Source organism: Mesorhizobium sp. M0140 (assembly GCF_040322475.1).
In the GTDB taxonomy this organism is placed as follows: domain Bacteria; phylum Pseudomonadota; class Alphaproteobacteria; order Rhizobiales; family Rhizobiaceae; genus Mesorhizobium.
Map to the genome: position 1 here is coordinate 1 of NZ_JAMYTM010000043.1, position 20,580 is coordinate 20,580.

The following is a 20,580-nucleotide window of genomic DNA, read 5'->3' on the forward strand; positions in this document are numbered from 1 at the left end:
GGGGCGATCATGCCCCCGTGTCGTCAAAAAGCTACCAGCCAAATATCCTGTCAGAACACTGAAGGTGCCTAAGTGAACTGCATTAGGCACATGGCCGCCCTCTTGCGGTTGTGCATACGATTCTATTGCACGGTTAGCTCGGCTCGCTCGCCGGCCTTGACCGTCACGTTGCCTTCTTTGGAACTGTTGTCGGATTTCTCCGAGACGACGGCGTAGTCGCCCGCAGGGATCGCTGCCTGATACTTCTGGTCGAATGCATAGCCAAGCGACTTGCGGTTGCCGTTGATGTCCTTCTTGGCCTCGAAAATCTCGATCTTCGAGGCTCCGGGCGCGGTGATCGCCAGCACGCCGGCATTCATTGCGACCTTCAGATCCTGAAATTCGCCCACCTTGACAGTGAACGGCTGCTCGACGACGGCGAGATCAACCGTCGCAATCAACACATAGTCATCGGGTGGCAGATCGAATTTGCTGTCGGGTCCGTAGGCATAGGTCACCTCGTCCCTGGTTCCATCGATCTTCTTTTTTGCCTTGAGCACCTTGAAGCCGATGCCTGAACCGTCCGCCTTGTCGCCGCCGGCAGCATAGTAAGCATTGGCAACGACATGGCCGACACCGGCAATCATGTCCTTTTCCACGGTCTTGCCGGCAGCCAGCGGGATCGTATCGGTAGCCACGCCCTGCCCGATCGTGACAGTCACCTTCTGGTCGCCGGCCGGCAACACGGCTTTCGTCGTCCCATAAAAGGTCGCGGGCATGTCTGCACCCGGATAATCGATGACGACAGCCGCGCCATCGACGACATCCGCCCCCGCGTTCGGTCGCGGGTGGATGATCAGCGTGCCGGCATTCAAGTTGAAAAGCGGCTTGTAGACCTGGCCTGCCTCGATCTTGACCTTCTGCTCGGTCTTCGCCTGGCCGTCACTGGCCACGACGATATAGTCGCCCGGTTCCAGATTGGCCTTGTAGGCGCCGTATTCGGTGCTGACGTAGTCGCCGCGCGTACCGTCGGGTTTCGCCTTGTAGATTTCCCAGGCGTTGCCGTCGGTGACGGGATCGCCGCCCTCGGCAAGCACTGCTATCGGCTGGAAATTGAAGTCCGGTTTGGCCGGCTCCGGTGCGGGCGCTGGCTCCGGTGCCGGAGCGGGTGCCGGTTCCGGCACCGGCGCCGCCACGGTCTCGGCAAGCGCCTCCTGCAGCGCCTTCTCGTCGGAGGCCTGGATGTATTTGCCGCCGGTGTTGTCGGCGAGGCAGGCGATCTGCTTGCCCTCGTCGGCGGTGAGGCCGAAGCCGACGACATCGGCGGTGAAGTCGACGCCGGATGCCTCGAGCTCCTTGCCAAGCGCGCAGGGGTCGCCGCCGCATGTTTCGAGCCCGTCGGTGATGAGCACGACGGTCGCCTTGTCCTCGGTGTATTTCAGCGCCTCGGCCGCCTGTTTGACCGCCGCCGTCAGCGGCGTCTTGCCGAGGAATTTCAGGCTGTCGGCGGCGGCCGAAATGGCGCTGCCCGAACCTGCCTGAGGCGGCACGATCAGCTGGATGTCGTCGCAGCTGCCCTTTTCACGATGGCCATAGGCCATGAAGCCGATCTCGTCGTCGGTGGGGACCGATTGAAGCACGGTTCGAAGCGACTCGCGGGCGATTTCGAGCTTGGGCTTGCCGTCGATCTGCGCCCACATCGAGCCGGACGCATCGAGAATGATGATGACCTTGTTTGCGGCGAAGCCGAACGTCGTCATCGACAAAAGGAGGACCGCCGCCGCGACACTCCGTGCAAGTCCCGCCATCGAAATCTCCTAAATCCACCCCTGATCCGGGCGGCAAGCTATTTGACGCGGCGCCGGGACACAAGTCCCGGCGCCCGGTGCGTAGGGCTCCGAACCCAGCTTGACAAGGACCTGACGACAGCCAGTTCGGTGGTGCCGGCAGTGCCGGCAGTTTTTGCGATAGGAATTTTTTCTTGACTCTATGCCCTCAGCTATGATACATTTTCGCCCATGGTGCTGATTTGCGCCAAGTGACCCGCCGCACAGGCGGGTTTTTCGTTTGATGCACCGTCAGCCTACGCGGCGAAGGCACCGAAGGAACCCGTTAACCCGAAGTCGCTGCCCTGGCCCGATGCGCCGGGCCGAATGCCGAACTTTTCAGCGGAAGCGGAATTCAATAGGTCGTGCGGCGCTCTTCCGAGGGCGGCCTGCCGAATTGCAGCCGGTAGCTCTGGGCGAAGTAGGAATGCGAGGTGAAGCCGGTCGCGATCGCCACGTCGAGGATCGGCATGTTGGTCTGGCGCAGCAGTTCGCGCGCCCGCTCCAGCCGCAACCGCATGTAATAACGGCCGGGCGTGACGCTGAGATGGCGCAGGAACAGGCGCTCGACCTGGCGCACCGAAAGGCCGGCGGATTTGGCCAGCTGTACCGCCGACAGCGGCTCGTCGAGGTGGTCGGCCATCAGTTCGACGATACGCCTAAGCTTCTCCGACTTGCCGGTCAGGTCGCGTTCCGGCCCGACGCGCTGACGGTCGCCGGCCGAGCGGATGCGTTCGTGCTGGAACTGGTTGGCGACGCCATTGGCGAGGTTCGAGCCGAAATCGCCGCGCACGATCTCCAGCATCAGGTCGATCGAAGTGGTGCCGCCGGCACAGGTGTAGCGCTTGCGATCGATCTCGAAGACGTTGCCGGTGCAGTTGATGTCGGGGAAGCGTTCGACGAAGCCGGCACGGTTTTCCCAATGGATGGTGCAGCGATAGCCTTCGAGCTGGCCGGCCTCGGCCAGCAGATAGGAGCCGACCGACAGGGCACCCAGCGCATTGCCGCGCCGGCCCCAGCTTCGCAAAGCCGCCAGCACCTTGCTCTTGCCGGGGAATTCCGTCGTCAGCCCAACCGAGACGAACAGGATATCGACCGGCGGCAGGTCGGCAACGGCATAGTCGATCTTGAGCGGCAGGCCGTTGGAAGCCATCACCGGATCGCCATCGGCCGACACCGTCGTCCAGCCGTAGAAGTCACGGCCGAGCAACCGGTTCGCCGACCGGAACGTATCGATCGCGGCAGCCAGCGAGAACATGGAGAACTTGTCGACCAGCAGGAATGCGAACTGCCGGCCACCTTGAACGGGGTCCGCGATGACCGGCCGTTCTGAGGGAACACTGGGGTTCGGCAAAGCTGCGGCTTTCTGGCGGGTCAGAAGGACGGCCGTTTCAATCCGGCCGCAAGGTAGGCCGAGGCTAACGTATTGGCCATCAGCATGGCAATGGTCATAGGCCCGACACCGCCAGGCACCGGCGTGATGGCGCCGGCGGCCTTGGCCGCTTCGGCATAGGCGACATCGCCGACGAGACGGGACTTGCCCTCGCCCTTTTCCGGCGCCGGAATGCGGTTGATGCCGACATCGATGACGGTGGCGCCTGGCTTGACCCAATCACCCCTGATCATCTCCGGCCTGCCGACGGCCGCGACAAGAATGTCGGCGGTGCGGGCCAAGGCGGGCAGATCCCTGGTGCGGCTGTGGGCGATGGTGACGGTGCAGTTGGCGGCAAGCAGCAGGTTGGCCATCGGCTTGCCGACGATGTTGGAGCGGCCGACGACGACGGCGTTGAGGCCGGACAGATCCTTGCCGCGCACCCGCTCGATCAGAAGCATAGAGCCGGCCGGCGTGCAAGGCACGAAGGCTGTCTCGAGTTCACCGGTGCCGAGCTTGCCGACATTGATGAAATGGAAGCCGTCGACATCCTTTTCCGGCGCGATGGTCTGGATGATCTTGCCGGCGTCGATATGGGCCGGCAGCGGAAGCTGCACGAGGATGCCGTTGATGGCCGGATCGGCGTTGAGATCGCCGATGATCTTCAGCAACGCCGGTTCCGAGGTTTCGGCCGGCAGCGTGTGCTGGACGGAATGAAAGCCGCATTCCTTGGCGGTGCGCGACTTGGACGCGACATAGACCTGGCTGGCCGGGTCCTCGCCGACGATAACCACGGCAAGACCCGGCTTGGCCTGGCCCTTGGCGACAAGCTCAGCCGTCAGGGTCTTGACCGACCCCACAACGTCGCCGGCAACGCTCTTGCCATCAATCACTTCGGCCATGGACTACCCTCAACACCAGAATGCCCAAGCGCGTCGCTTGCGGAAGCGCCGCGCTTTTCGATCTTTCACAGCGTGGCATTTTCACGAAAATTCCAACATGCAATCCCGCCAAAGCGCCGTCCCATGCCGTTTACGCGAAACCGGCATGTTTTTGTACGGCACAGCGCAGATTTTTGTGGCTCAGAAGTAGCGACGCCGCACGCGGCTCTCGGTCAGTTCGCGAACCGCTTCGCGGAATTCGCGCAGGCTGGCGCGGATTTCCTCGATTGGCGCTTGCTGCTCGGCATCCTCCGCGGCCCGCGACGGCTCCGCCGATCGCTGATGAGGCTGAGGCGCCTGCTGCTGCGGGAGGGACGGCTGTGGATAGGACTCGGAAGCAGGCTGAGCCGGATCGGGCTGCAGCCCGGCATTGGCGGCCGGCATCGATTGCGGATAGGGATAGGCCGGCGGCTGTGCGTAGCCCAATGGCTGCGCGTAGGGATAGAGCTGCGGCCCGGAATATGGCCGCTGCTGCACCATGGGAGGCGGCAGTGGCGGCTGCGCCGTCTGCTGCGGATGGCCGCCGGGCTGGAAAGGCCGCGACGGGTATGCTGCCGCGGCCGCCTGCCGAGGCTCGAAGGCCGGCGCCGACTGGGGGTAAGCGGAGTATTGCGGATCCTGCATCGGCTTCGCGTTTTCGGCAGAGGCCCATTCAACGGTATCGAACGGCTCCTCCCGGGACGGCCTGCGTGAGACGGACTTGTGCAGCCTCGACAGCAAGGCACCGATCCGGCCGGAACCTTCGGCCGGCGAGACCTCGGCTTGCTGGACAGGCGATGGCGCGCCAGGCGGTGGTGATGCAGGCGGGGGTGTCGATGGCTGCGGCGCTGGTGGTTGTGGCGGCGCCGGCGGCGGCGCTGACCGATATGCCTTGTCTTCGTAAGGCGTCCGGTGTTCGTCCGTGCCATGGTCGCGACGCGAGCGCGAATTGGCAGTGTCACGCAGGCTCTCATAGGCGCCACGCATGGCTCCGAGGCCAATGCCGGAGGCGAAACCCAGCAACAGGCCGGCGAGCGCGACCACGACCCGCGACGGCCCGTTCGGCTCGAGCGGCGCGAAGGCCTTCGAGATCACATTGATGTTGGCTGTGTTGATGTCCTTCTGCTCGCCGGTCTCCTTGGCTCGCAGCAGATACTGTTCGTAGACCGAACGCTTGGCGGTCGCCTCGCGCTCCAGTTCGCGCATCGACACCAGGTCGCTGTTGACGTCGCCGCTGCGGACCTTCAGCTGCGCCAGGCGAGAGGCAAGATCCTGTTCGAGCTGGACCGCGCGCTTGAGGTCGACCTGCAGCGACGAGCCGATGCGGCGCAGCTCCGAGGCGATGCGGTCGCGTGCGCCGGCAATCTGGGCATTGAGCGCCTGGAGTTCGGGATGACGCGGGCCGAACCGAATGGCGGCGCGGTCAGCCTCCTGCTTGAGCGATGCATATTGCGAACGCAGATCGCTCATCGAGTTGGAGTTGATCTCCTCCGGCAAGGTACCGGTGAGAACCGAATTGACGTCGACCGACCGCGCCGAAGCGGCCCGGGCGTTGAGCTCCAGCGTGCGGGCGCGGGCAACCGACAGCTGCTCGTTGAGTTTCAGCATTTCGTCGTCGCTGATGAGGTGGCCCTGCGCATCGACGAGATCATGGGTAGCCCTGAAATCCTCGACCTTGCGCTCGGCCGCCTCGACCCCTTTGCGCAACTCGTCAAGCCTGGCCGTCAGTTCGTCGGTGGCGCGGCCTGCCGTGTCCGACTGTATCTGGCCGAAGGTCTGCAGGAAGACATCCGTCATCGTGTTGGCGATGAGGGCCGATTTCTCGCCATTCTGCGTGGTGGCGCTGACGGTGATGACGAAGGTCTTGCCGCCGCGCTCGACCGAAAGGCTCTCGGCCAGATTGCCGACAGCAAGCGCGCGGCGGCGGCTGTCGTCGACACCCCCCGGCCCGTCATTGCGGGACAGGACGGAGCGGATGAGCGACATGACGCTGAGGCCGCCGCCGCCTTGCCCATTGAATTCGGGGTCGTTGACCAGATTGAGCTTGTCGACGACCTTGTTGAGAACGGTGCCTGAGGTCAGCACCCGAACCTGGTTCTCGACGATGGCCAGCGTGGCGTCGGAAGCGACGACCGACTGGGTGAGATCGCGGTCGGTGAGCTTCAGGTCGCGCGGGTCGACGATCAGTTCGGTGGTGGCTTCATATTTCTTCGGCGTCGACAGCGCGATGGTGACGCCGAGCGCAGCGCCCAGTAGTGTCGTCGTCACGATCAGCAGCTTCGACTTGCCGACACCACGCACGACCTGCATCGGATCGATCAGCGGCTTCCACTGCTGACTGTCCGTGCCGTCGTTTCGGGGTAACGACGCGTCGCCTGCAGCGTAAGGTTCCGATGCACGATCGGCGCGACGGGCGCCAGCGGTTTCGGCGGCACCAGACTGTGTCCGTGGCGTGGTTTGCGCGCGGTAAGCTTGCTCATGATCCCCGTCGGTCGCGGCCGGATCCGACAGTTTCGGGTTGCGCGCCTCGCGCTGCGAACGGGCGAGGCGATGACGCGTGGCGGCATCCTCGCGCCATGACGGGTCTGCCCGGTCGCCTATCGAGACCAGGGACGCGTCGGGTTCGTCGCCGCGCACAGCCTGGCCAAGCGCCAGCAATGAGCGCTCGCGCTTCCAGTCCTCGCGGTTTTCCCTGTCGACCATCGTCTGGAACTTTACCTTTGGCGACCTGCAAACGGCGCTTGGCCATTCGTTAAGCCACGCTAAACAGGCATGGAAAACAAAAGGTTAATTTTCCCGCACCGAAGCGTCGGTTTCTCGCTTCGGTTGCATCTATTTTCGACACAGGCTCAGCCTCCAGAACGGCACGTTAAGTTTTCCCGCCTAGGCTCTCCTTGAGACATGACGCAGGCCAGTGACATACCGCAAAGGCGGCCCCTCGCCCGGATCGGCAGCTTTTTGGCCGAACGACGGGGGCTGCTTCGCGACTATTTCTCGGCGATCAGCGGCGCCGGCGGGCGACTGGTGTTTTCGCTGGCCTATTTCATCGCGCTGGCCAACACGCTGTCCATTTCCGAATTCGGCATGTTCGCCACCGCTTCGGCGGCCGGTGTCATGCTGTCGCGCATCCTCGCCTTCGGGTTCATCTCGGCGCTCTACCGCACCGCCACCATCCGCCCCAATCTGATCGGCACCTTCTCCGCCGGCTTCCTGCTGCTCGGCGTGCTGTCGCTGCCGCTGCTGGCCGCGGCCTCGTTCGGCGTCTATCTGCTTTTCTTCGCCGACACCGTGCCGCTGTCGGTGTTTGCGGCAATCGTCTTTGCCGAAGCGCTGCTGTGGCGGCCGGTCGAGGTGGCGCTGATCGTCAACAACGGGCTGGGCAAGTTCGGCCGCGCCGCGCTGCTGGCTATCCTGGCGACCGCGTTGCGGGCGCTTGGCGCGGTGCTGTTCATGTTCTCTGCGCATCACAGCGTCTGGATATGGTCGTGGTTCTATATCGGCGCCAATGCCGCCTCGCTGCTGATTGCCTTCGGCTTCTTCTACCCCCGCCAGCGGTTGCGGCTGCGCATCGAGCTCTATCTCAGGCGATTGGCCGATTCTGTCTACGTGGCCGGCGCCGAAGTGCTGTTCTACCTGCAGATGGAGTTCGACAAGCTGCTGGTGCTGGCGATCGGCGGCCCGCATCTGGCTGGCATCTACGCCATCATTATGCGGCTGGTAGACCTGACCGCCATTCCGATCCGCACCTTCTCGATGATGCTGGTGCAGCGCATGATGCGCGCGCCCGAACTTTTGTCGCGGCTGGCGGTCAAGAGCGGCATCGAAGGCGGTGTGTTCGCGGTCTCCACGGCAGCGCTGCTGACGCTTGGCATCGTGCTGCATTTCTTCCCCAATGCGCTCGGCAAGAATGTCGCCGAGGCCGCGCCGCTGGTCGTGCTGGCGATCTGCGTGCCTGGCTTGCGCAATCTGGTCGAATATCAGGCCGAGCTTTTGTTCGCGCGCGGCCAGACGCTGGTGCGGGCGCTCAATCTCGGTCTGCTCGCCGCACTGAAGGCGCTGCTTTTGACCTATGTGCTGACGACCATCCTCGACACGCCGAACCTGGTGCTGTCGCTCAATGTCGTCTTCCTGCTTTTGTATCTCGCCTCGACGCTGCTCACCTATTCGGCGATGCGTAAACCGGCAAAGCCCATCTAATCCAGCCCGATCAAACGGCGGATGCGGCCGATATCGGTGCCGATGAAGGATTGCATGCCGATCGCCACCTGCTCCGGCGCCATGGCGGCAACGAAGCGGCGGAACTCGTCGTCCGACAGCGCCTCGCCGGTCCAGTGCACCCGGCAGAACTCCTCCGAACCGTGGAAGTGGCCGGCACCCTGTAGCAAATCGTCGACATAGCGGCCGTAGATCATGCATTCGGAGAATTTGCGCGCCGAGCCGACGACCTCGACCCAGTCGCGGCCATGGACCTTCTCGATCTCGCCGCACATGGCCAGCACGGTGTCGCGCCGCCACGCGATCAGCGTCGAGATATAGTCGTGGATCGACGTCCGGGACGGGTCGATGCCGAGTGCCGAGCCCGCATTGCGCGACCAGATGCGATGCTCCTCATGACCTTCGTCCGCCAGCACACCGTCGCGGCGGAACAGGCGCACCTTGCCGTCGCGCCAGAAGGCGCCGCAGTCGAAAGGTTTCAGGAAGGCGACGTCGGAATCGCAGAAGATGAGCACGTCTTCCCCGGCATGCGCCGAGATGGCGATGCGACGCAATTGCTGCACGTGCCAGCCACGCAGCGGCTGGGTCTTCAGGCTGAGCCAGACGCGCCGGCGAAACAGGCTGAGCGGATCGTCGAAGGCGTGCAGCCAGCGCGGCAGCAATTCACGCTCGTCGACGACCGTGCGGCGGCCGGTTTCCAATTGGCGAAACAGCCTGACGTCGCGATGTTCGACCAAGATGTAATGGTGCGCCGCGCCCGAAACGTGGCGATCAAGTGTCTCGCACAGCAGGCGGCAGCGCTCGAAGTCGGGCGCGTAGCTTGCCGTCACGATGGCCGCCGTCGGTGTCTGCCGCAGCGGGCCTGGCTCGACAGCGGTGCCTGGCACGAACCTGCTGTTCACTTGACATCCTCCGCGGCTTCGGGCGCAAGCGAGAATTTCTGCCTGACGACGCGCAGCAGGAACAGTGGGTTGCCGACCACATAACGGCGCCACAGGCGGCTCGGTTCGACAGCCAACCGGAACAGCCATTCGAGCCGCAGCCGGCGCATCCACAAGGGCGCGCGGGGCACCGCGCCGCTCAGGAAATCAAGCAACGCGCCGACGGCGATCGGCAGCGTGCAGTGGCGCGCGTCGATGTGGCGTTCGATCCACAATTCCTGGCGCGGCACGCCCATGGCGACGAGCAGCACGTCGGGCCGAAGCGCGGCGATCCGGTCGACGATTTCCTGCTCCTGCGAAGCGGGGAAATAGCCGTCATGGATCACCACGAATTTGTGCTGCACCGCCAAGGCGGCCAGCTTGACCGAAGCCGCTTCGGCATTGACACGCGTCGCGCCGAGCAGCCCAACGGTCAGCGGCGTCGTCGAGGCCTGCAGGAAGGCCGGGACGAAATCGGTACCGTTGAGATTGTCGGGAAACGGCGCCCCGTAGAGGAGTCTCGCCGCCAGATCGATACCGATGCCGTCGGGCAGGATGAGGAAATCATCGAGTGCCCCGGCGAACACCGGGTCGGTATAGGCGATGTTGGCGTTGTGGGCGTTGAGGAAACTGACCTTGGTGAAGCGCCGCTCGGCAATCAACCGGTTCAGCAGGGCGATGGCATCGTTCCAGCGGACCGCAACCACCGGGATGCCAAGGATCGTCTTCAGCTTGTCGAGCCCGAACGCGGCGCGGGCGGAATGCATGTTCATGCAAACGCCTCCTGCCTGACAGGCTCAAGCTTTTCGAGGCCGAGCCGGATGGCAGCGTCGAGCGCCTTGACCTGCGAGCCCCGGAACGCGCTGCCGTCGACGTCGCGGATGTCGGCCGCCGCAGCCTCGAGAGCCTTGGCGAAGGCGACGGGATCGTCGGTGACGACGCAGTTGGCCGGACGGTGGTCGATGCCGCGTAGCGAACGGCTGGTGGCGACCGAAGGCAGGCCGAGTTCGAACGTTTCGATGGTCTTCAACTGGACGCCGCTGCCCGCGGTGCTGATCAGCGGAATGACGGCAGCACCGCGCACGAAAGCCTGCGCGTCGGGCACGCGGCCGACAAGTTCGACACCCGGATGCTTCGAGGCGACGCCCGAAGGCATGTGGCCTGCGATGCGGATGCGGAAATCGGGCCGCAGATGCGGCACGACGTTGCTCAGGAACCAGTCGAGGCCGATGCGGTTCGGCTGCCAGGTCCAGGTGCCGATCAGGGCGGCGTCGCAGTCGATGCGGCGAGGGCCTTTCAGGGTTGGCGCCTGGGCACCGGTCACCAGCGGCAGCACCGCCGAGCGGTTGTCGGAGGCGACACCTAGTGCGGCGCGGTCTTCCTCGGCCAGGGTGAAGACGAAGCGCGCCCGGCGGCAGAGACGCTCTTCGACGGCCTTGAGCAGCCTTGCCTCGCGGCGAAACAGCAGGCGCTGGAAGAGGCTGCCGGCGGCAGCGGCGTTCTCCCGCGCCGAAAGATACTCGACATTGTGGGCAACGAAGATCGAAGGCCGCTCGGTGAACAGCTTTTCGAAGGCGCCGGCGAACTGCACGGAATTCAGCACGTAGCCGTCAACCGGTCCAGCTTGCTCGATGGCAGCGAGAACATCGCTGTCGGACACGGCGCGCAGCTTGACCGAGGCGAAGGTGAGGCCCGAAAGCAGCGCCTTGCCGACCCAGGCCAGCTTCTGCCGCGCGGAGGCATTGTCCGTGCGCACGTCGATGGCACCCAGCACCACGGTGTTTTCGGGGTCGGCCGCGGGTTTCCCCGGCCAGGTGAAACCAATGACGGTTACGCGCACGCCAGCGCGCCGCAGGGCGGCGATGATCGCAGCGTTTGCGATCTCGTAGCCCGAGGCGAGAGCACCGTCGGGCACGATCGATGTGGCGAACAGTAGATGCATCTCACCTATCCAGTGGTGTAGCCGGTAGCAAAGCGCGGTGAACCCTTGATTAAGCGAGCACATTCGACGGCCGAAAGCCTCTGCTTGCAGGCGTTCTCCGTGCAAGGTGATTAACGAAACCTTATCAACCGTGGTGCTACCAGAGCCCAACTCACCATGTGGCTGGACACGGATGATCCCTTTGCCATCGGACGGTTCGGTATCGGTCGCGGGACGCACGCCGCGGCTTGACGTCGAGGCCGTCGAAGCCGTCGTCACCTTGCCGACCTTCAAGCGTCCCGAGCAGGTGCTGGAAACGCTGGCGTCGCTGCGCGCGCAGCAAACCGGCAGGCGCTTTGCCGTGATCGTCATGGAGAACGAAGCCGAGGCGCGGGCCGGCGCCAAGGCAGCGCTGCCGCTGTTCGAGCGCGGCGAGATGCCGGGCCTGGTGATCATCGCGCATGAGCGCGGCAATTGCAGCGCCTACAATGCCGGCTGGCAGACGGCGATCCTGCAATTCCCGAACTTCAGGCATCTGCTGGTCATCGACGATGACGAGATCGCCGATCCGCAGTGGCTGGAACGGATGTGCCGGGCTGCCGAAACGCTGGGCGCCGATATTGTCGGCGGCCCGCAGGTGCCCGTGTTTGCCGACCCCGCCCATGCGCGATGGGCCGAGCATCCGGTGTTCGCGCCGCCCTACCGGGAGACAAAGCGGGTGCCGGCGCTCTATTCGTCCGGCAATCTTCTGGTCGGGCGCAACGTGCTGATCGCCATGGGTCCACCCTTTCTCGATCTCAGATTCAACTTCATGGGCGGCGGCGATTCCGATTTTCTCAGCCGGTCGGCGCAAAAGGGCTTTGTGCTGGGCTGGTGCGCCGAGGCCAAGGTGCATGAAACCGTCCCGGCCCGGCGTATCGAAGCCGACTGGATCCGTGCCCGCAGCCTGCGCAATGGCGTGATCTCGACACTGGTCGAAAAAAAGAAGCGCGCCGGCACACCGCTGGCCGGCGCCAAGGTGTTGCTGAAGAGCCTGGCACTGCTTGCCGCCTCGCCGCTTCGCGGCCTGATCCGGCTGGCGCGGACCGGATCGCCTGATATCGCCATCTACCCTGTCCATGTGGCGCTGGGCCGCGTGCTGGCCGAATTCGGATATGCCAATGAGCAATATCGCCAGCCTGAGAAAAACTGAGCGCGCGCCGCTCAGCGCCGCGTTCACGCGCGAAGGCGTGGCGACCGCCATTGCCGCGCTGCTGTTCACCGTCATCATGGTGTCCTTCCGGCCGTTCCAGCCGGGCGGCGCAGAACTCGCCGGTCAAGGCGGCGACATCGTCAACCAGCTTGGCTTCGGTTCGCTCGGCGCCATGTCGATCTTCTCGCTGATGGCCTTTGCCGATCCGCGTGTGGTGCGCTCGCTGCTCAGCCCGTCCTGGATGCTGATGCTGGGCTTCTTTTTCCTCTCGGTGATCCTGTCGACCGATCCGCCTTCGGCCATGCGCGCCGCCTCCTTCACCCTGATCGGCATCCTGACGATGGCGACGATCCTGGTGCTGCCTCGCGACGCCGAAGCCTTCTCGAAGGTGATCATCTTCACCGCCGTCGTGGTCATGGGCCTTTCCTATCTCGGGCTCATCGTTTTTCCGCACGAGGCGATGCACACCGCCGACTCGCAGGAGCCTGAGCATGCCGGCCTGTGGCGCGGCGTGTTCACCCACAAGAACATCGCCGGGCCGATCATGGCCTGCCTCAGCTTCGCGGGCCTCTATCTCTACCGGCGCGGACAGCGCTACTGGGGTGCCGGGATCTTCTTCGCTGCGATGATCTTCATGCTGCACACCGGCTCCAAGACGACAGCCGGCCTGGTGCCGTTCTCGATCCTGATCGTCATGTTCCCGAGCCTGATCGGCATGCGGCTCGGCACGCCGATCCTGTTTGCGCTGGCGATCGTCGCGACAGCGGTCGGCACGCTGGGCATCGTATTCCTGCCGCCGATAAAACATCTCGCGGCGATCTATTTCCCGGACATGACCTATACGGGCCGCACGACGCTGTGGGAGTTCGCCGGCAGCATGCTCGCGAAGAAGCCATGGACCGGTTACGGCTATGAGAGCTTCTGGGGCACGCCCTTGCTGCTCAACCAGGACCAGCCCTTCGACCGGCCGTGGGACATCCGGACCATCGTGCACGGCCATGACGGCTACCTCGACATCGCCGTGCTGATGGGCATTCCGGCACTCTGCGTGGCGGTCTACACTTTCCTCATCGCGCCGCTGCGCGACTACATGCGCATTCCGTTGCGCAGGGAAAACATTTTTCTCGGTGACTTCTTCATGATGGTGGTGCTGTTCACGGCGCTGAACGCTTTTCTCGAAAGCTTCTTCTTCCATCGCGGCGACCCGGTCTGGCTGTTCTTCGTGCTCGGCGTATTTGGCCTCAGGCAAGTCTCGCTGCGGCCGATGGCAGTGCGCGATCCCGATCGCGGCTCGCGATCTTTCCGTTCCTCCTGACGGGGGCTTCCCCGGGGAAGCGCCAGCGTCTATGTGAAAGCCTTCCTTCGGAGGGCTTTTGATGACGATCAGGCTTGTTCTCGCCGGCTGCGGCAATATGGGTTACGCCATGCTCTCAGGCTGGCTGAAATCCGGTAAGCTTGCGCCATCGGCGGTTTTCGTGGTCGAGCCCAATGCCGATCTGCGCAATCGCGCGGCCACGCTGGGCTGCGCGACATCAGCCGATGCCGGCAGCATCCCGGCCGATGCCGTGCCCGATCTCGTCGTCATCGCGGTGAAGCCGCAGGTGATCCGCGATGTCACCGCCGCCTACAAGCGTTTCGGCGATGGCCGCACCACCTTCGTCAGCATCGCCGCCGGCACGCCGGCCAGCACCTTCGAGGAAATCCTCGGCAACCGCGCGCCGATCGTGCGCTGCATGCCCAACACGCCGGCAGCAATCGGCAAGGGCATGATGGTGGTGTTCTCCAACAGGCTGGTTTCCGAAGACACCAAGCGTTTCGTCGCCGACCTTTTGTCGGCGAGCGGCGAAGTGACCACGATCGACGACGAGGGCCTGATGGATGCGGTGACCGCCGTCTCCGGATCTGGGCCGGCCTACATCTTCCATTTCATCGAAGCGCTGACCGTGGCCGCCGAGAAGGCCGGGCTGCCAACGGCGACCGCCAAGCTGCTCGCCATGCAGACAGTCTATGGCGCCGCCTCGCTCGCCGCCGAAAGCGGCGAGGAACCGGGCGTGCTGCGCCAGCAGGTCACCAGCCCCAACGGCACGACGGCAGCGGCGTTGGACGTTCTGATGGGCGAGGACCGGCTGACGCACCTTCTCACAGAAGCGGTGGAGGCTGCACGGCTGCGGTCGGTCGAACTGGGGAAGTAAGCAGCCAGCTCCTCCCCTGCCGAAGTTTTGATGGGTCGGACGTGCTTGCGTTGATGGCTTGGCGGAAATGCACATCGCTTCGTCATCCTGGGGCGAAGCAAGGAGCGCAGCGACGCGGCGCAGACCCCAGGATCCATGCCGCGACTTCAAAGCGCTGCTGCGGTGCAGAATTCTGCTCCGCTGCATTCCTCGACCAAGATCACGGCATGGATCCTCGGGTCTCCGCGACGTCGCTTCGCTCCTGCTCCGCCCGTGGATGACGAAGTTGGGAAGGCTCCGGTCAATCCCGAATGTCTACGATCATCCATCGAAACGAACGACGAAATCCGAGCTGCCAGCAGGCCTTCCAACGTGACAACCCCTGTGCACCTGTCAGGCGTCATTCTGGCCGCCACCCCACATGGCATCGATCTCATTCTTGCTCACGACCCGGCCAGCCTTGCCCGCTTTGGACCTCAAATCACCGGCGATTGCAGCCAGCCGTTCCGCCAGAGGCATACGGGCGTTTTCCCGCTTCAGTTCACTTTCAAGCGCTTCGATAACCGCTCTGGTCATGGAAACCTTGCGCTTGGCGGCAAGCTGGCGAGCCAGTTCGCGGGCAAGCGGATTCCTGATTCGAAGGTTTATGTGACCGACCTTGGCGACATTTGCCCCACAATCTATCATTTGTCGTAGCAGCGCCAGCGTGGTCCTTTCAGGCCCCGTAGAGCATCTCGTCCTGCAGCCGGCGCAAGGCGAACAGCCTTGTCGTCTGGTCGGGCGACGCATTGTCTGACGTCAGCAATTCGCCTTTCCTGACCGGTTTCAGCACCTTGCCGCCCTCGAGCAGGCCGACCGGCACGGCGCGCTGGGCACGGGCTTCGCCGACGGTCATCGTCCAGGAGCGGTAACAGGTCTCGCCGATCGCATCGAAGGTCTCGCCGGCGGCGAGATCCCGCTTGGCGACCGCACAGACTTCGGCAACGGGTTGCGGCAGCGGCACCATGTCGGGCTTGCCGAAAAGCATGATGCGGGCGGCGGTCAGCGGCACCTCCAGTGAGGTCAGATGATAGGGCCTAAACAGGCTGTAGTAGGGGCCGTGGCCGATATGCAGGTCGTCCATGCGCTCGATGATGCGCGGATGCGTCGCCTCGACGATGACGAACACGCCAGGCGCGACGCCCTTGCCGACCGTGTAGTCGACGACGCCTTTCCTGAGCAACAGACCGCCATCCTCGCGCGGGATCAGCACCTTGGCGAGGTCATCGCGGTCGGCCTTGGGGCCGTGCATACCGGGCACGTCGGGCACCAGCCCGGTGGCGTTGGCGATGGCACACATCTCGACCATGGTCTTGGAACCGTCGACGAACTCGACCAGCATGCGCGGGTTCATGTTGCGGCGGATGGCTTCGGCGCGATAGTCGTCCGGTACGGCATCGTGGTTGAGCGGGTTGTTCTTGCCCTTGCCGGCCGAGACGATGGTCAGCCCGAGCGCCGACGCGAATTCGATCAGTTCCATGCAGCTCGACGGCTCGTCGCCCGCACCCACCGAATAGACGACGCCAAGCCGGTCGGCCTGCTGCTTGAGGTAGCAGCCGATGGTGACGTCGGCCTCGACGTTCATCATCACCAGATGCTTGCCGTGCTCCATCGCCATGAGGTCGAAATCGGCGGCGACGCCCGGCTTGCCGGTGGCGTCGATGACGACGTCGATCAGCGGATTGGTGACCAGCATCTCGTTCGAAGTGACGGCGATCTTGCCGCTCTCGATAGCGCCGGTGACTTTCGACGCGGTGTCGGCTTCGACGGCCATGGCTTCGTCGCCATAGGCGATACGGATGGCATCGCGCGCGGTGTGCGGGCGGCGCGTCGAGACGGCGCAGATCGAAATGCCTGGCATCAGCATGCCTTGGGTGACCAGATCGGTGCCCATTTCGCCCGAGCCGATGACGCCAATGCGCACCGGGCGGCCCTCGGCGGCACGCCTGGCGAGATCGCGGGCAAGGCCGGTCAGGGCGACGTTGGTCATGCAGGAATGTCCACAGCTTCGTGATTTGGGACCGGATAGCAGGGAACGGGTTCTATTTGCCAACGAAACCCGGTCGCGACCGGCAATTTCCCACGAAATCGTCTCGGAGGGGACGTCCGCCGAGGCTCGATTGGCCGAAGCGCAACCAATTGACATCGCAGCGAACAACCCCAATAAAACATTCGTTTGTCAACAAAGGCAAATGTTCACCGATGCGACAGTCGGAAAGCATTCGCCTCTGGGGCAAATTGGGGAGTGTCTTTGCGCCGGGGCGTCAAAGGCTGGATGGAGCATCATTGCGAGGCGTCGAGCGAAGGCTCGCGGCTCCAGGGGAGGAAAAATGGATACTGTTCTCGCGGGCCTCAAAGGGGCCATCGATACGCTTGGCCCGACGATCCTGCTGCCAATTGTCATTTTCATCATCGCCGTGGTTCTGGGTGCCAAGGTCAGCAAGGCTTTTCGCGCCGCCGTCACCATCGGCGTCGCCTTCATCGGCATCAATCTGGTGCTTGGCCTCATGTTCACGTCGATTGGCGACGTCGCCAAGGCCATCGTCACCAACACCGGCATCCATCGCGACATCATCGATGTCGGCTGGCCCTCCGCGGCCGCGATCGCCTTCGGCTCGTCGGTCGGCCTTTGGGTCATTCCGGTCGGCATCCTCGTCAATATCGTGCTGTTGCTGACACGCATGACGCGCACGCTCAATGTCGACGTCTGGAATTTCTGGCACTTTGCCTTTGTCGGCTCGCTGGTGGTCGCCGCAACCGACAATCTGGCCTATGGCATCGCGGTCGCAGCACTTGTCGCAGCACTCTCGCTGCTGTTCGCCGACTGGTCGGCGCGCGCGGTACAGCAGTTCTACGGCGTGCCCGGCATTTCCGTGCCGCATCTCGCCTCGGCGCAAATCCTGCCGATCGCCATTGTGCTCAACTGGATCATGGACCGCATTCCCGGGATCAACCGCATCAACATCAACACGGACACCATCGAGCGCAGGTTCGGCGTGTTCGGCGAACCTGTCGTGATGGGCCTCATCATCGGCCTCGTGCTTGGTGCGATCGCCTTCTACAATGCGGGTGATCTCAGTGTGGTGCTGGCAAAGGTTCTGGGCACCGGCATGACGCTGGCCGCGGTGATGCTGCTGCTGCCGCGCATGGTCAAGATCCTGATGGAGGGGCTGATCCCCGTCTCCGACGCCGCACAGGCGTTCGTGCGCAAGCGCACCGGTGACCGAGAGCTTCTCGTTGGTCTCGATTCGGCGATCCTGATCGGCCATCCGGCCGCGATCTCGTCGTCGCTGATCCTGGTGCCGATCGCGATCATTCTGTCCATCATCCTGCCGGGCAACCGCGTCATCCTGTTCGCCGACCTCGCGGTCATCCCCTTCATCGTCGCCATGACCGCGCCGCTGGTCAAAGGCAACGTGTTCCGCATGGTGGTGGTCGGCACGGTGACGCTGGCCATCGGCTTCTACGTCGCCAACGCGCTGGCGCCGCTGTTCACCAGCGCAGCAGTCTCGTCGGGCTTCAAGCTGCCGGCGGACGCGCTGCAGATCACCTCGGTGGTCGACGGCTTCCTGTGGGTGCCTTACGTGGTCATCGAGGCGATCCAGGGGATGGGGCTTGTCGGCATCATCGTGATCGCAGTGGTCATCGCGGCATTGTTTGTCCTCTACCGCCGCAATCCGCTTGGCTGGGAGCGGGCCGCGGGCGCCGAGGACGAGCCGGCCGAAGAGACGGCCTGAACCTGACAGCGTCTACTCTTTAACGGATCGTGCGCCCTTCCTCGGGCGCACGATTTCATCGACGGAGCAAAGAATGTCCGACGGACTCATGCAGCTTCTGGACCCCGACGCGATCGTGCTCGGATCCGATGCCTCGACCAATGAGGAGATCATCCGCATTCTGGCGGGCCGGCTGGAGAGACTTGGCTATGTCAAAAGCAGCTATGCCGACGCGGTCGTGCGCCGCGAATTGACCATCCCGACCGGACTGCCGCTGGAACGCTCCGACAATGTCGCGGTGCCGCACACCGATCCGGAGCATGTGCTGAAGCCTGGCATCGCGATGGGCACATTGAAGCAACCAGTCACCTTCGCCAACATGGAGGATCCCGACGAGATGCTGCCGGTCGGCTTCGTCTTCCTGCTTGCCATCAACGACAAGGACAAGCAGATTGAGGCGCTGCAGGCCGTCATGGCCACCATCCAGAACCCGCAAGCCTTGGATGATTTGAGGTCGGCCAGAACCCTCGAAGACGTGCGAGCCGTACTCGGCTGAAACAAGGAGAAGCAGAGATGTCCAGACAGAAAACCATTCTCTTTGCCTGCGGCACGGGCATCGCCACCTCGACCGCGGTCAATGTCGCCGTCACCGAGGAAATGAAGAAACGCGGCCTCACCTTCAACGCCCAGCAGGCAAAGGCCACCGAAGTGCCTGGACTGGCCGACAATGTCGACTTCATCGTCGCAACCACACCGATCTCCGCTTCGGTGACCAAGCCGGTGATCAAGGGCCTCGCCTTCCTCACCGGCATCGGCAAGGACAAGGTGCTGGACGAGATCGAGGCGCAGTTGCGCAAATGACGGCACAGACGCTACGCGCAGGCTGACGCGGCTTCACACCACCCTGACATAGCTCGTCATTCCCGATTTCTGGTGCTCGATGATATGGCAGTGCAGCAGCCAATCGCCGGGATTGTCGGCGACGAAGCCGAGCTGAACCTTCTCGTTGGGCTGGATGAGATAGGTGTCGGAAATCGCAGGCTGAACCTGGCGCGTCGAGGATGACAGCACCTTGAAGCTCATGCCGTGCAGATGCATCGGATGGGATTGCGGCGTCAGGTTCTCCATGTCGATGACGTAGCTTTGGCCAAGCTTCAGTTCGGCCAGAGGCGCGGTCGGATCCTTGGTGTCGCCGGGCCACGGCACTTTGTTGATGGCCCAGAAACTGTAGCCAAGCGAACCGCAGATGCCATCGCTCGGGACGTTTTCCGCCGTGGCGCTCAGTGCCAGGGAAATATGCCTGGCGCTGGCGAGATCCACTTCCGCCACCGGATTGAGCTCCAGCGGCGCGAGATCGCGAATGTCCCGTTTGAGCGAGTTTCCAGTCGCACGCAGGGTCGCCAGGATTTTTGGCTTGGTGCCCCTGACGTCCCTCAAGCTGACGATCGCACCTTCCTCGTCGGGCATGCGTATGGCCAGCTCCATGCGCTGGCCGGGTCCAAGCAGCAAGGCATCGGGCGAAAAACGTTCAGGCACCGGATTGCCGTCGAGCGCCATGACACTCGCCTCCGCACCGTCGACGCGAAAAGCGTAGATGCGCGTGACGTCGGTGATGGCGACCCTGAGCCGCACCAGCCCTCCCGCCGGCGCGTCATATTGCGGCTGATCCAGCCAATTGGCGGTGCGCACCGTGCCGTAAGTGCCGGTTCTCGCGGCATCGCGCGGCCGGAACTGGTCGATGAACTGACCGTCGTCGCCGAGGCGCCAGTCGCGCAGGTTGAGGACGATTTCGGCATCGAATTTCGGGTCGTTGGGATTCTCGACCACGATCACGCCGGTCAGGCCATGGCCCATCTGCTCCAGTGTGTTGCAATGCGGGTGGTACCAGAAGGTGCCGGCGTCGGGCGGCGTGAAGGCGTAGTCGAAATGATCGCCGGTATAGACGTAGGGCTGGACCAGGAACGGCACGCCGTCCATCTTGTTTGGAACGCGAATGCCGTGCCAGTGGATAGTCGTCGGATCGTCGATCGCGTTGACAAGGCGTGCAGCGAAGGGCTCGCCCTTTTTCATTCTGAGCACGGGCGGCATTCCGGCGTTACCATAGGTCAGCACATCCCTGGTCTGGCCGACATCCATCAGCTTCGCCTGGATCTTTGCCGTCTGCAAAACCACCGGCTCAGTTGTGGCAGCTGCCAAGCCGCCAAGCCGACCCATGGCCGAAAGCCCGACCCCGCCCGCGCCGGCTATCGCTGCCGTTTTCAAAAGCCTGCGGCGTGTGAGTAAGGTCATTCGGCGCTCCAACTGCAAAG

Annotated in this window: 17 protein-coding genes; 7 read left to right on the forward strand and 10 right to left on the reverse strand. The window is 63.8% G+C overall.

Annotation, left to right across the window (positions count from 1 at the left end):
- Positions 1 to 122: 122 nt before the first annotated feature.
- From NKJ37_RS28765 to NKJ37_RS28780, 4 genes are all read right to left on the reverse strand, one after another.
- Positions 123 to 1,787, reverse strand: coding sequence for a vWA domain-containing protein (locus tag NKJ37_RS28765; RefSeq protein ID WP_352632560.1), 1,665 nt, complete (start codon positions 1,785 to 1,787; stop codon positions 123 to 125).
- A 373-nt stretch (positions 1,788 to 2,160) separates the two neighbouring features.
- Positions 2,161 to 3,159: a GlxA family transcriptional regulator gene (locus NKJ37_RS28770; RefSeq protein WP_032908654.1), complete on the reverse strand. Its 999-nt coding sequence runs from the start codon at positions 3,157 to 3,159 to the stop codon at positions 2,161 to 2,163.
- Between the two features lie 20 nt (positions 3,160 to 3,179).
- Complete coding sequence (gene folD, locus NKJ37_RS28775; RefSeq protein ID WP_127269251.1) at positions 3,180 to 4,079, reverse strand: bifunctional methylenetetrahydrofolate dehydrogenase/methenyltetrahydrofolate cyclohydrolase FolD; 900 nt, start codon at positions 4,077 to 4,079, stop codon at positions 3,180 to 3,182.
- 180 nt (positions 4,080 to 4,259) lie between these two features.
- Positions 4,260 to 6,800, reverse strand: a complete 2,541-nt coding sequence (locus NKJ37_RS28780) for a Wzz/FepE/Etk N-terminal domain-containing protein (protein WP_292336224.1) — start codon at positions 6,798 to 6,800, stop codon at positions 4,260 to 4,262.
- A 198-nt stretch (positions 6,801 to 6,998) separates the two neighbouring features.
- Between NKJ37_RS28780 and NKJ37_RS28785 the strand changes: the two genes are divergently transcribed.
- Positions 6,999 to 8,294 carry a lipopolysaccharide biosynthesis protein gene (locus NKJ37_RS28785; protein ID WP_127272343.1) on the forward strand — a complete coding sequence of 432 codons (1,296 nt, stop codon included), beginning with the start codon at positions 6,999 to 7,001 and terminating at the stop codon, positions 8,292 to 8,294.
- Here the strand turns inward: NKJ37_RS28785 and NKJ37_RS28790 are convergent.
- Genes NKJ37_RS28790 through NKJ37_RS28800 form a run of 3 tightly spaced genes read right to left on the reverse strand, consistent with a single transcriptional unit; the run spans position 8,291 to position 11,174 of the window.
- A complete protein-coding gene (locus NKJ37_RS28790) occupies positions 8,291 to 9,214 on the reverse strand; it encodes a DUF6492 family protein (RefSeq protein ID WP_352776056.1) in 924 nt (307 codons plus the stop codon). The genes NKJ37_RS28785 and NKJ37_RS28790 overlap by 4 nt on opposite strands.
- Positions 9,211 to 10,005, reverse strand: coding sequence for a WecB/TagA/CpsF family glycosyltransferase (locus NKJ37_RS28795; RefSeq protein ID WP_127328764.1), 795 nt, complete (start codon positions 10,003 to 10,005; stop codon positions 9,211 to 9,213). Before NKJ37_RS28795 ends, NKJ37_RS28790 begins: the two co-directional genes overlap by 4 nt.
- A complete protein-coding gene (locus tag NKJ37_RS28800; protein ID WP_352582330.1) occupies positions 10,002 to 11,174 on the reverse strand; it encodes a glycosyltransferase family 4 protein in 1,173 nt (390 codons plus the stop codon). The genes NKJ37_RS28795 and NKJ37_RS28800 overlap by 4 nt, the downstream gene beginning before the upstream one ends.
- 172 nt (positions 11,175 to 11,346) lie before the next feature.
- Here NKJ37_RS28800 and NKJ37_RS28805 point away from each other — a divergent pair, with 172 nt between their 5' ends.
- The 3 genes from NKJ37_RS28805 (at position 11,347) to proC (ending at position 14,537) form a co-directional block, all read left to right on the forward strand.
- Positions 11,347 to 12,345 (forward strand): glycosyltransferase family 2 protein, encoded by a 999-nt coding sequence (locus NKJ37_RS28805; RefSeq protein WP_352776059.1) that lies wholly within the window; start codon positions 11,347 to 11,349, stop codon positions 12,343 to 12,345.
- Entirely contained in the window at positions 12,314 to 13,660 is a 1,347-nt protein-coding gene (locus NKJ37_RS28810; protein WP_352776060.1) for an O-antigen ligase family protein, read from the forward strand. Before NKJ37_RS28805 ends, NKJ37_RS28810 begins: the two co-directional genes overlap by 32 nt.
- Positions 13,661 to 13,721: 61 nt before the next feature.
- Positions 13,722 to 14,537, forward strand: a complete 816-nt coding sequence (gene proC / locus NKJ37_RS28815; protein ID WP_352776062.1) for a pyrroline-5-carboxylate reductase — start codon at positions 13,722 to 13,724, stop codon at positions 14,535 to 14,537.
- Positions 14,538 to 14,909: 372 nt separating this feature from the next.
- On the opposite strand, the gene NKJ37_RS28820 is transcribed toward proC, so the two are convergent.
- Positions 14,910 to 15,305: a type II toxin-antitoxin system VapB family antitoxin gene (locus tag NKJ37_RS28820; protein ID WP_352776064.1), complete on the reverse strand. Its 396-nt coding sequence runs from the start codon at positions 15,303 to 15,305 to the stop codon at positions 14,910 to 14,912.
- Positions 15,232 to 16,545 carry an NAD(P)H-dependent oxidoreductase gene (locus NKJ37_RS28825; protein WP_127272181.1) on the reverse strand — a complete coding sequence of 438 codons (1,314 nt, stop codon included), beginning with the start codon at positions 16,543 to 16,545 and terminating at the stop codon, positions 15,232 to 15,234. Before NKJ37_RS28825 ends, NKJ37_RS28820 begins: the two co-directional genes overlap by 74 nt.
- Before the next feature lie 340 nt (positions 16,546 to 16,885).
- On the opposite strand from NKJ37_RS28825, the gene NKJ37_RS28830 reads away from it, so the two are divergent.
- From NKJ37_RS28830 to NKJ37_RS28840, 3 genes are all read left to right on the forward strand, one after another.
- Complete coding sequence (locus tag NKJ37_RS28830) at positions 16,886 to 18,292, forward strand: PTS galactitol transporter subunit IIC (protein ID WP_352776066.1); 1,407 nt, start codon at positions 16,886 to 16,888, stop codon at positions 18,290 to 18,292.
- 73 nt (positions 18,293 to 18,365) lie between these two features.
- Positions 18,366 to 18,827: a PTS sugar transporter subunit IIA gene (locus NKJ37_RS28835; protein WP_127267974.1), complete on the forward strand. Its 462-nt coding sequence runs from the start codon at positions 18,366 to 18,368 to the stop codon at positions 18,825 to 18,827.
- A 17-nt stretch (positions 18,828 to 18,844) separates the two neighbouring features.
- Positions 18,845 to 19,132 carry a PTS sugar transporter subunit IIB gene (locus tag NKJ37_RS28840; RefSeq protein WP_023809203.1) on the forward strand — a complete coding sequence of 96 codons (288 nt, stop codon included), beginning with the start codon at positions 18,845 to 18,847 and terminating at the stop codon, positions 19,130 to 19,132.
- A gap of 33 nt (positions 19,133 to 19,165) precedes the next feature.
- Here the strand turns inward: NKJ37_RS28840 and NKJ37_RS28845 are convergent, their stop codons facing one another.
- On the reverse strand, positions 19,166 to 20,560 hold the full coding sequence (locus NKJ37_RS28845; protein WP_128302668.1) for a multicopper oxidase family protein: 1,395 nt from the start codon (positions 20,558 to 20,560) through the stop codon (positions 19,166 to 19,168).
- Positions 20,561 to 20,580: the final 20 nt, after the last annotated feature.

What these genes read in the sequence shown, in the direction of transcription:
- NKJ37_RS28765 (WP_352632560.1), bottom strand. Translation starts at nt 1,787, where the DNA reads ATGGCGGGACTTGCACGGAGTGTCGCGGCGGCGGTCCTCCTTTTGTCG.
- folD (WP_127269251.1), bottom strand. Translation starts at nt 4,079, where the DNA reads ATGGCCGAAGTGATTGATGGCAAGAGCGTTGCCGGCGACGTTGTGGGG.
- NKJ37_RS28780 (WP_292336224.1), bottom strand. Translation starts at nt 6,800, where the DNA reads ATGGTCGACAGGGAAAACCGCGAGGACTGGAAGCGCGAGCGCTCATTG.
- NKJ37_RS28785 (WP_127272343.1), top strand. Translation starts at nt 6,999, where the DNA reads ATGACGCAGGCCAGTGACATACCGCAAAGGCGGCCCCTCGCCCGGATC.
- NKJ37_RS28795 (WP_127328764.1), bottom strand. Translation starts at nt 10,005, where the DNA reads ATGAACATGCATTCCGCCCGCGCCGCGTTCGGGCTCGACAAGCTGAAG.
- NKJ37_RS28800 (WP_352582330.1), bottom strand. Translation starts at nt 11,174, where the DNA reads ATGCATCTACTGTTCGCCACATCGATCGTGCCCGACGGTGCTCTCGCC.
- NKJ37_RS28805 (WP_352776059.1), top strand. Translation starts at nt 11,347, where the DNA reads ATGATCCCTTTGCCATCGGACGGTTCGGTATCGGTCGCGGGACGCACG.
- NKJ37_RS28810 (WP_352776060.1), top strand. Translation starts at nt 12,314, where the DNA reads ATGAGCAATATCGCCAGCCTGAGAAAAACTGAGCGCGCGCCGCTCAGC.
- proC (WP_352776062.1), top strand. Translation starts at nt 13,722, where the DNA reads ATGACGATCAGGCTTGTTCTCGCCGGCTGCGGCAATATGGGTTACGCC.
- NKJ37_RS28820 (WP_352776064.1), bottom strand. Translation starts at nt 15,305, where the DNA reads ATGCGTCGCCCGACCAGACGACAAGGCTGTTCGCCTTGCGCCGGCTGC.
- NKJ37_RS28825 (WP_127272181.1), bottom strand. Translation starts at nt 16,545, where the DNA reads ATGACCAACGTCGCCCTGACCGGCCTTGCCCGCGATCTCGCCAGGCGT.
- NKJ37_RS28830 (WP_352776066.1), top strand. Translation starts at nt 16,886, where the DNA reads ATGGATACTGTTCTCGCGGGCCTCAAAGGGGCCATCGATACGCTTGGC.
- NKJ37_RS28835 (WP_127267974.1), top strand. Translation starts at nt 18,366, where the DNA reads ATGTCCGACGGACTCATGCAGCTTCTGGACCCCGACGCGATCGTGCTC.
- NKJ37_RS28840 (WP_023809203.1), top strand. Translation starts at nt 18,845, where the DNA reads ATGTCCAGACAGAAAACCATTCTCTTTGCCTGCGGCACGGGCATCGCC.
- NKJ37_RS28845 (WP_128302668.1), bottom strand. Translation starts at nt 20,560, where the DNA reads ATGACCTTACTCACACGCCGCAGGCTTTTGAAAACGGCAGCGATAGCC.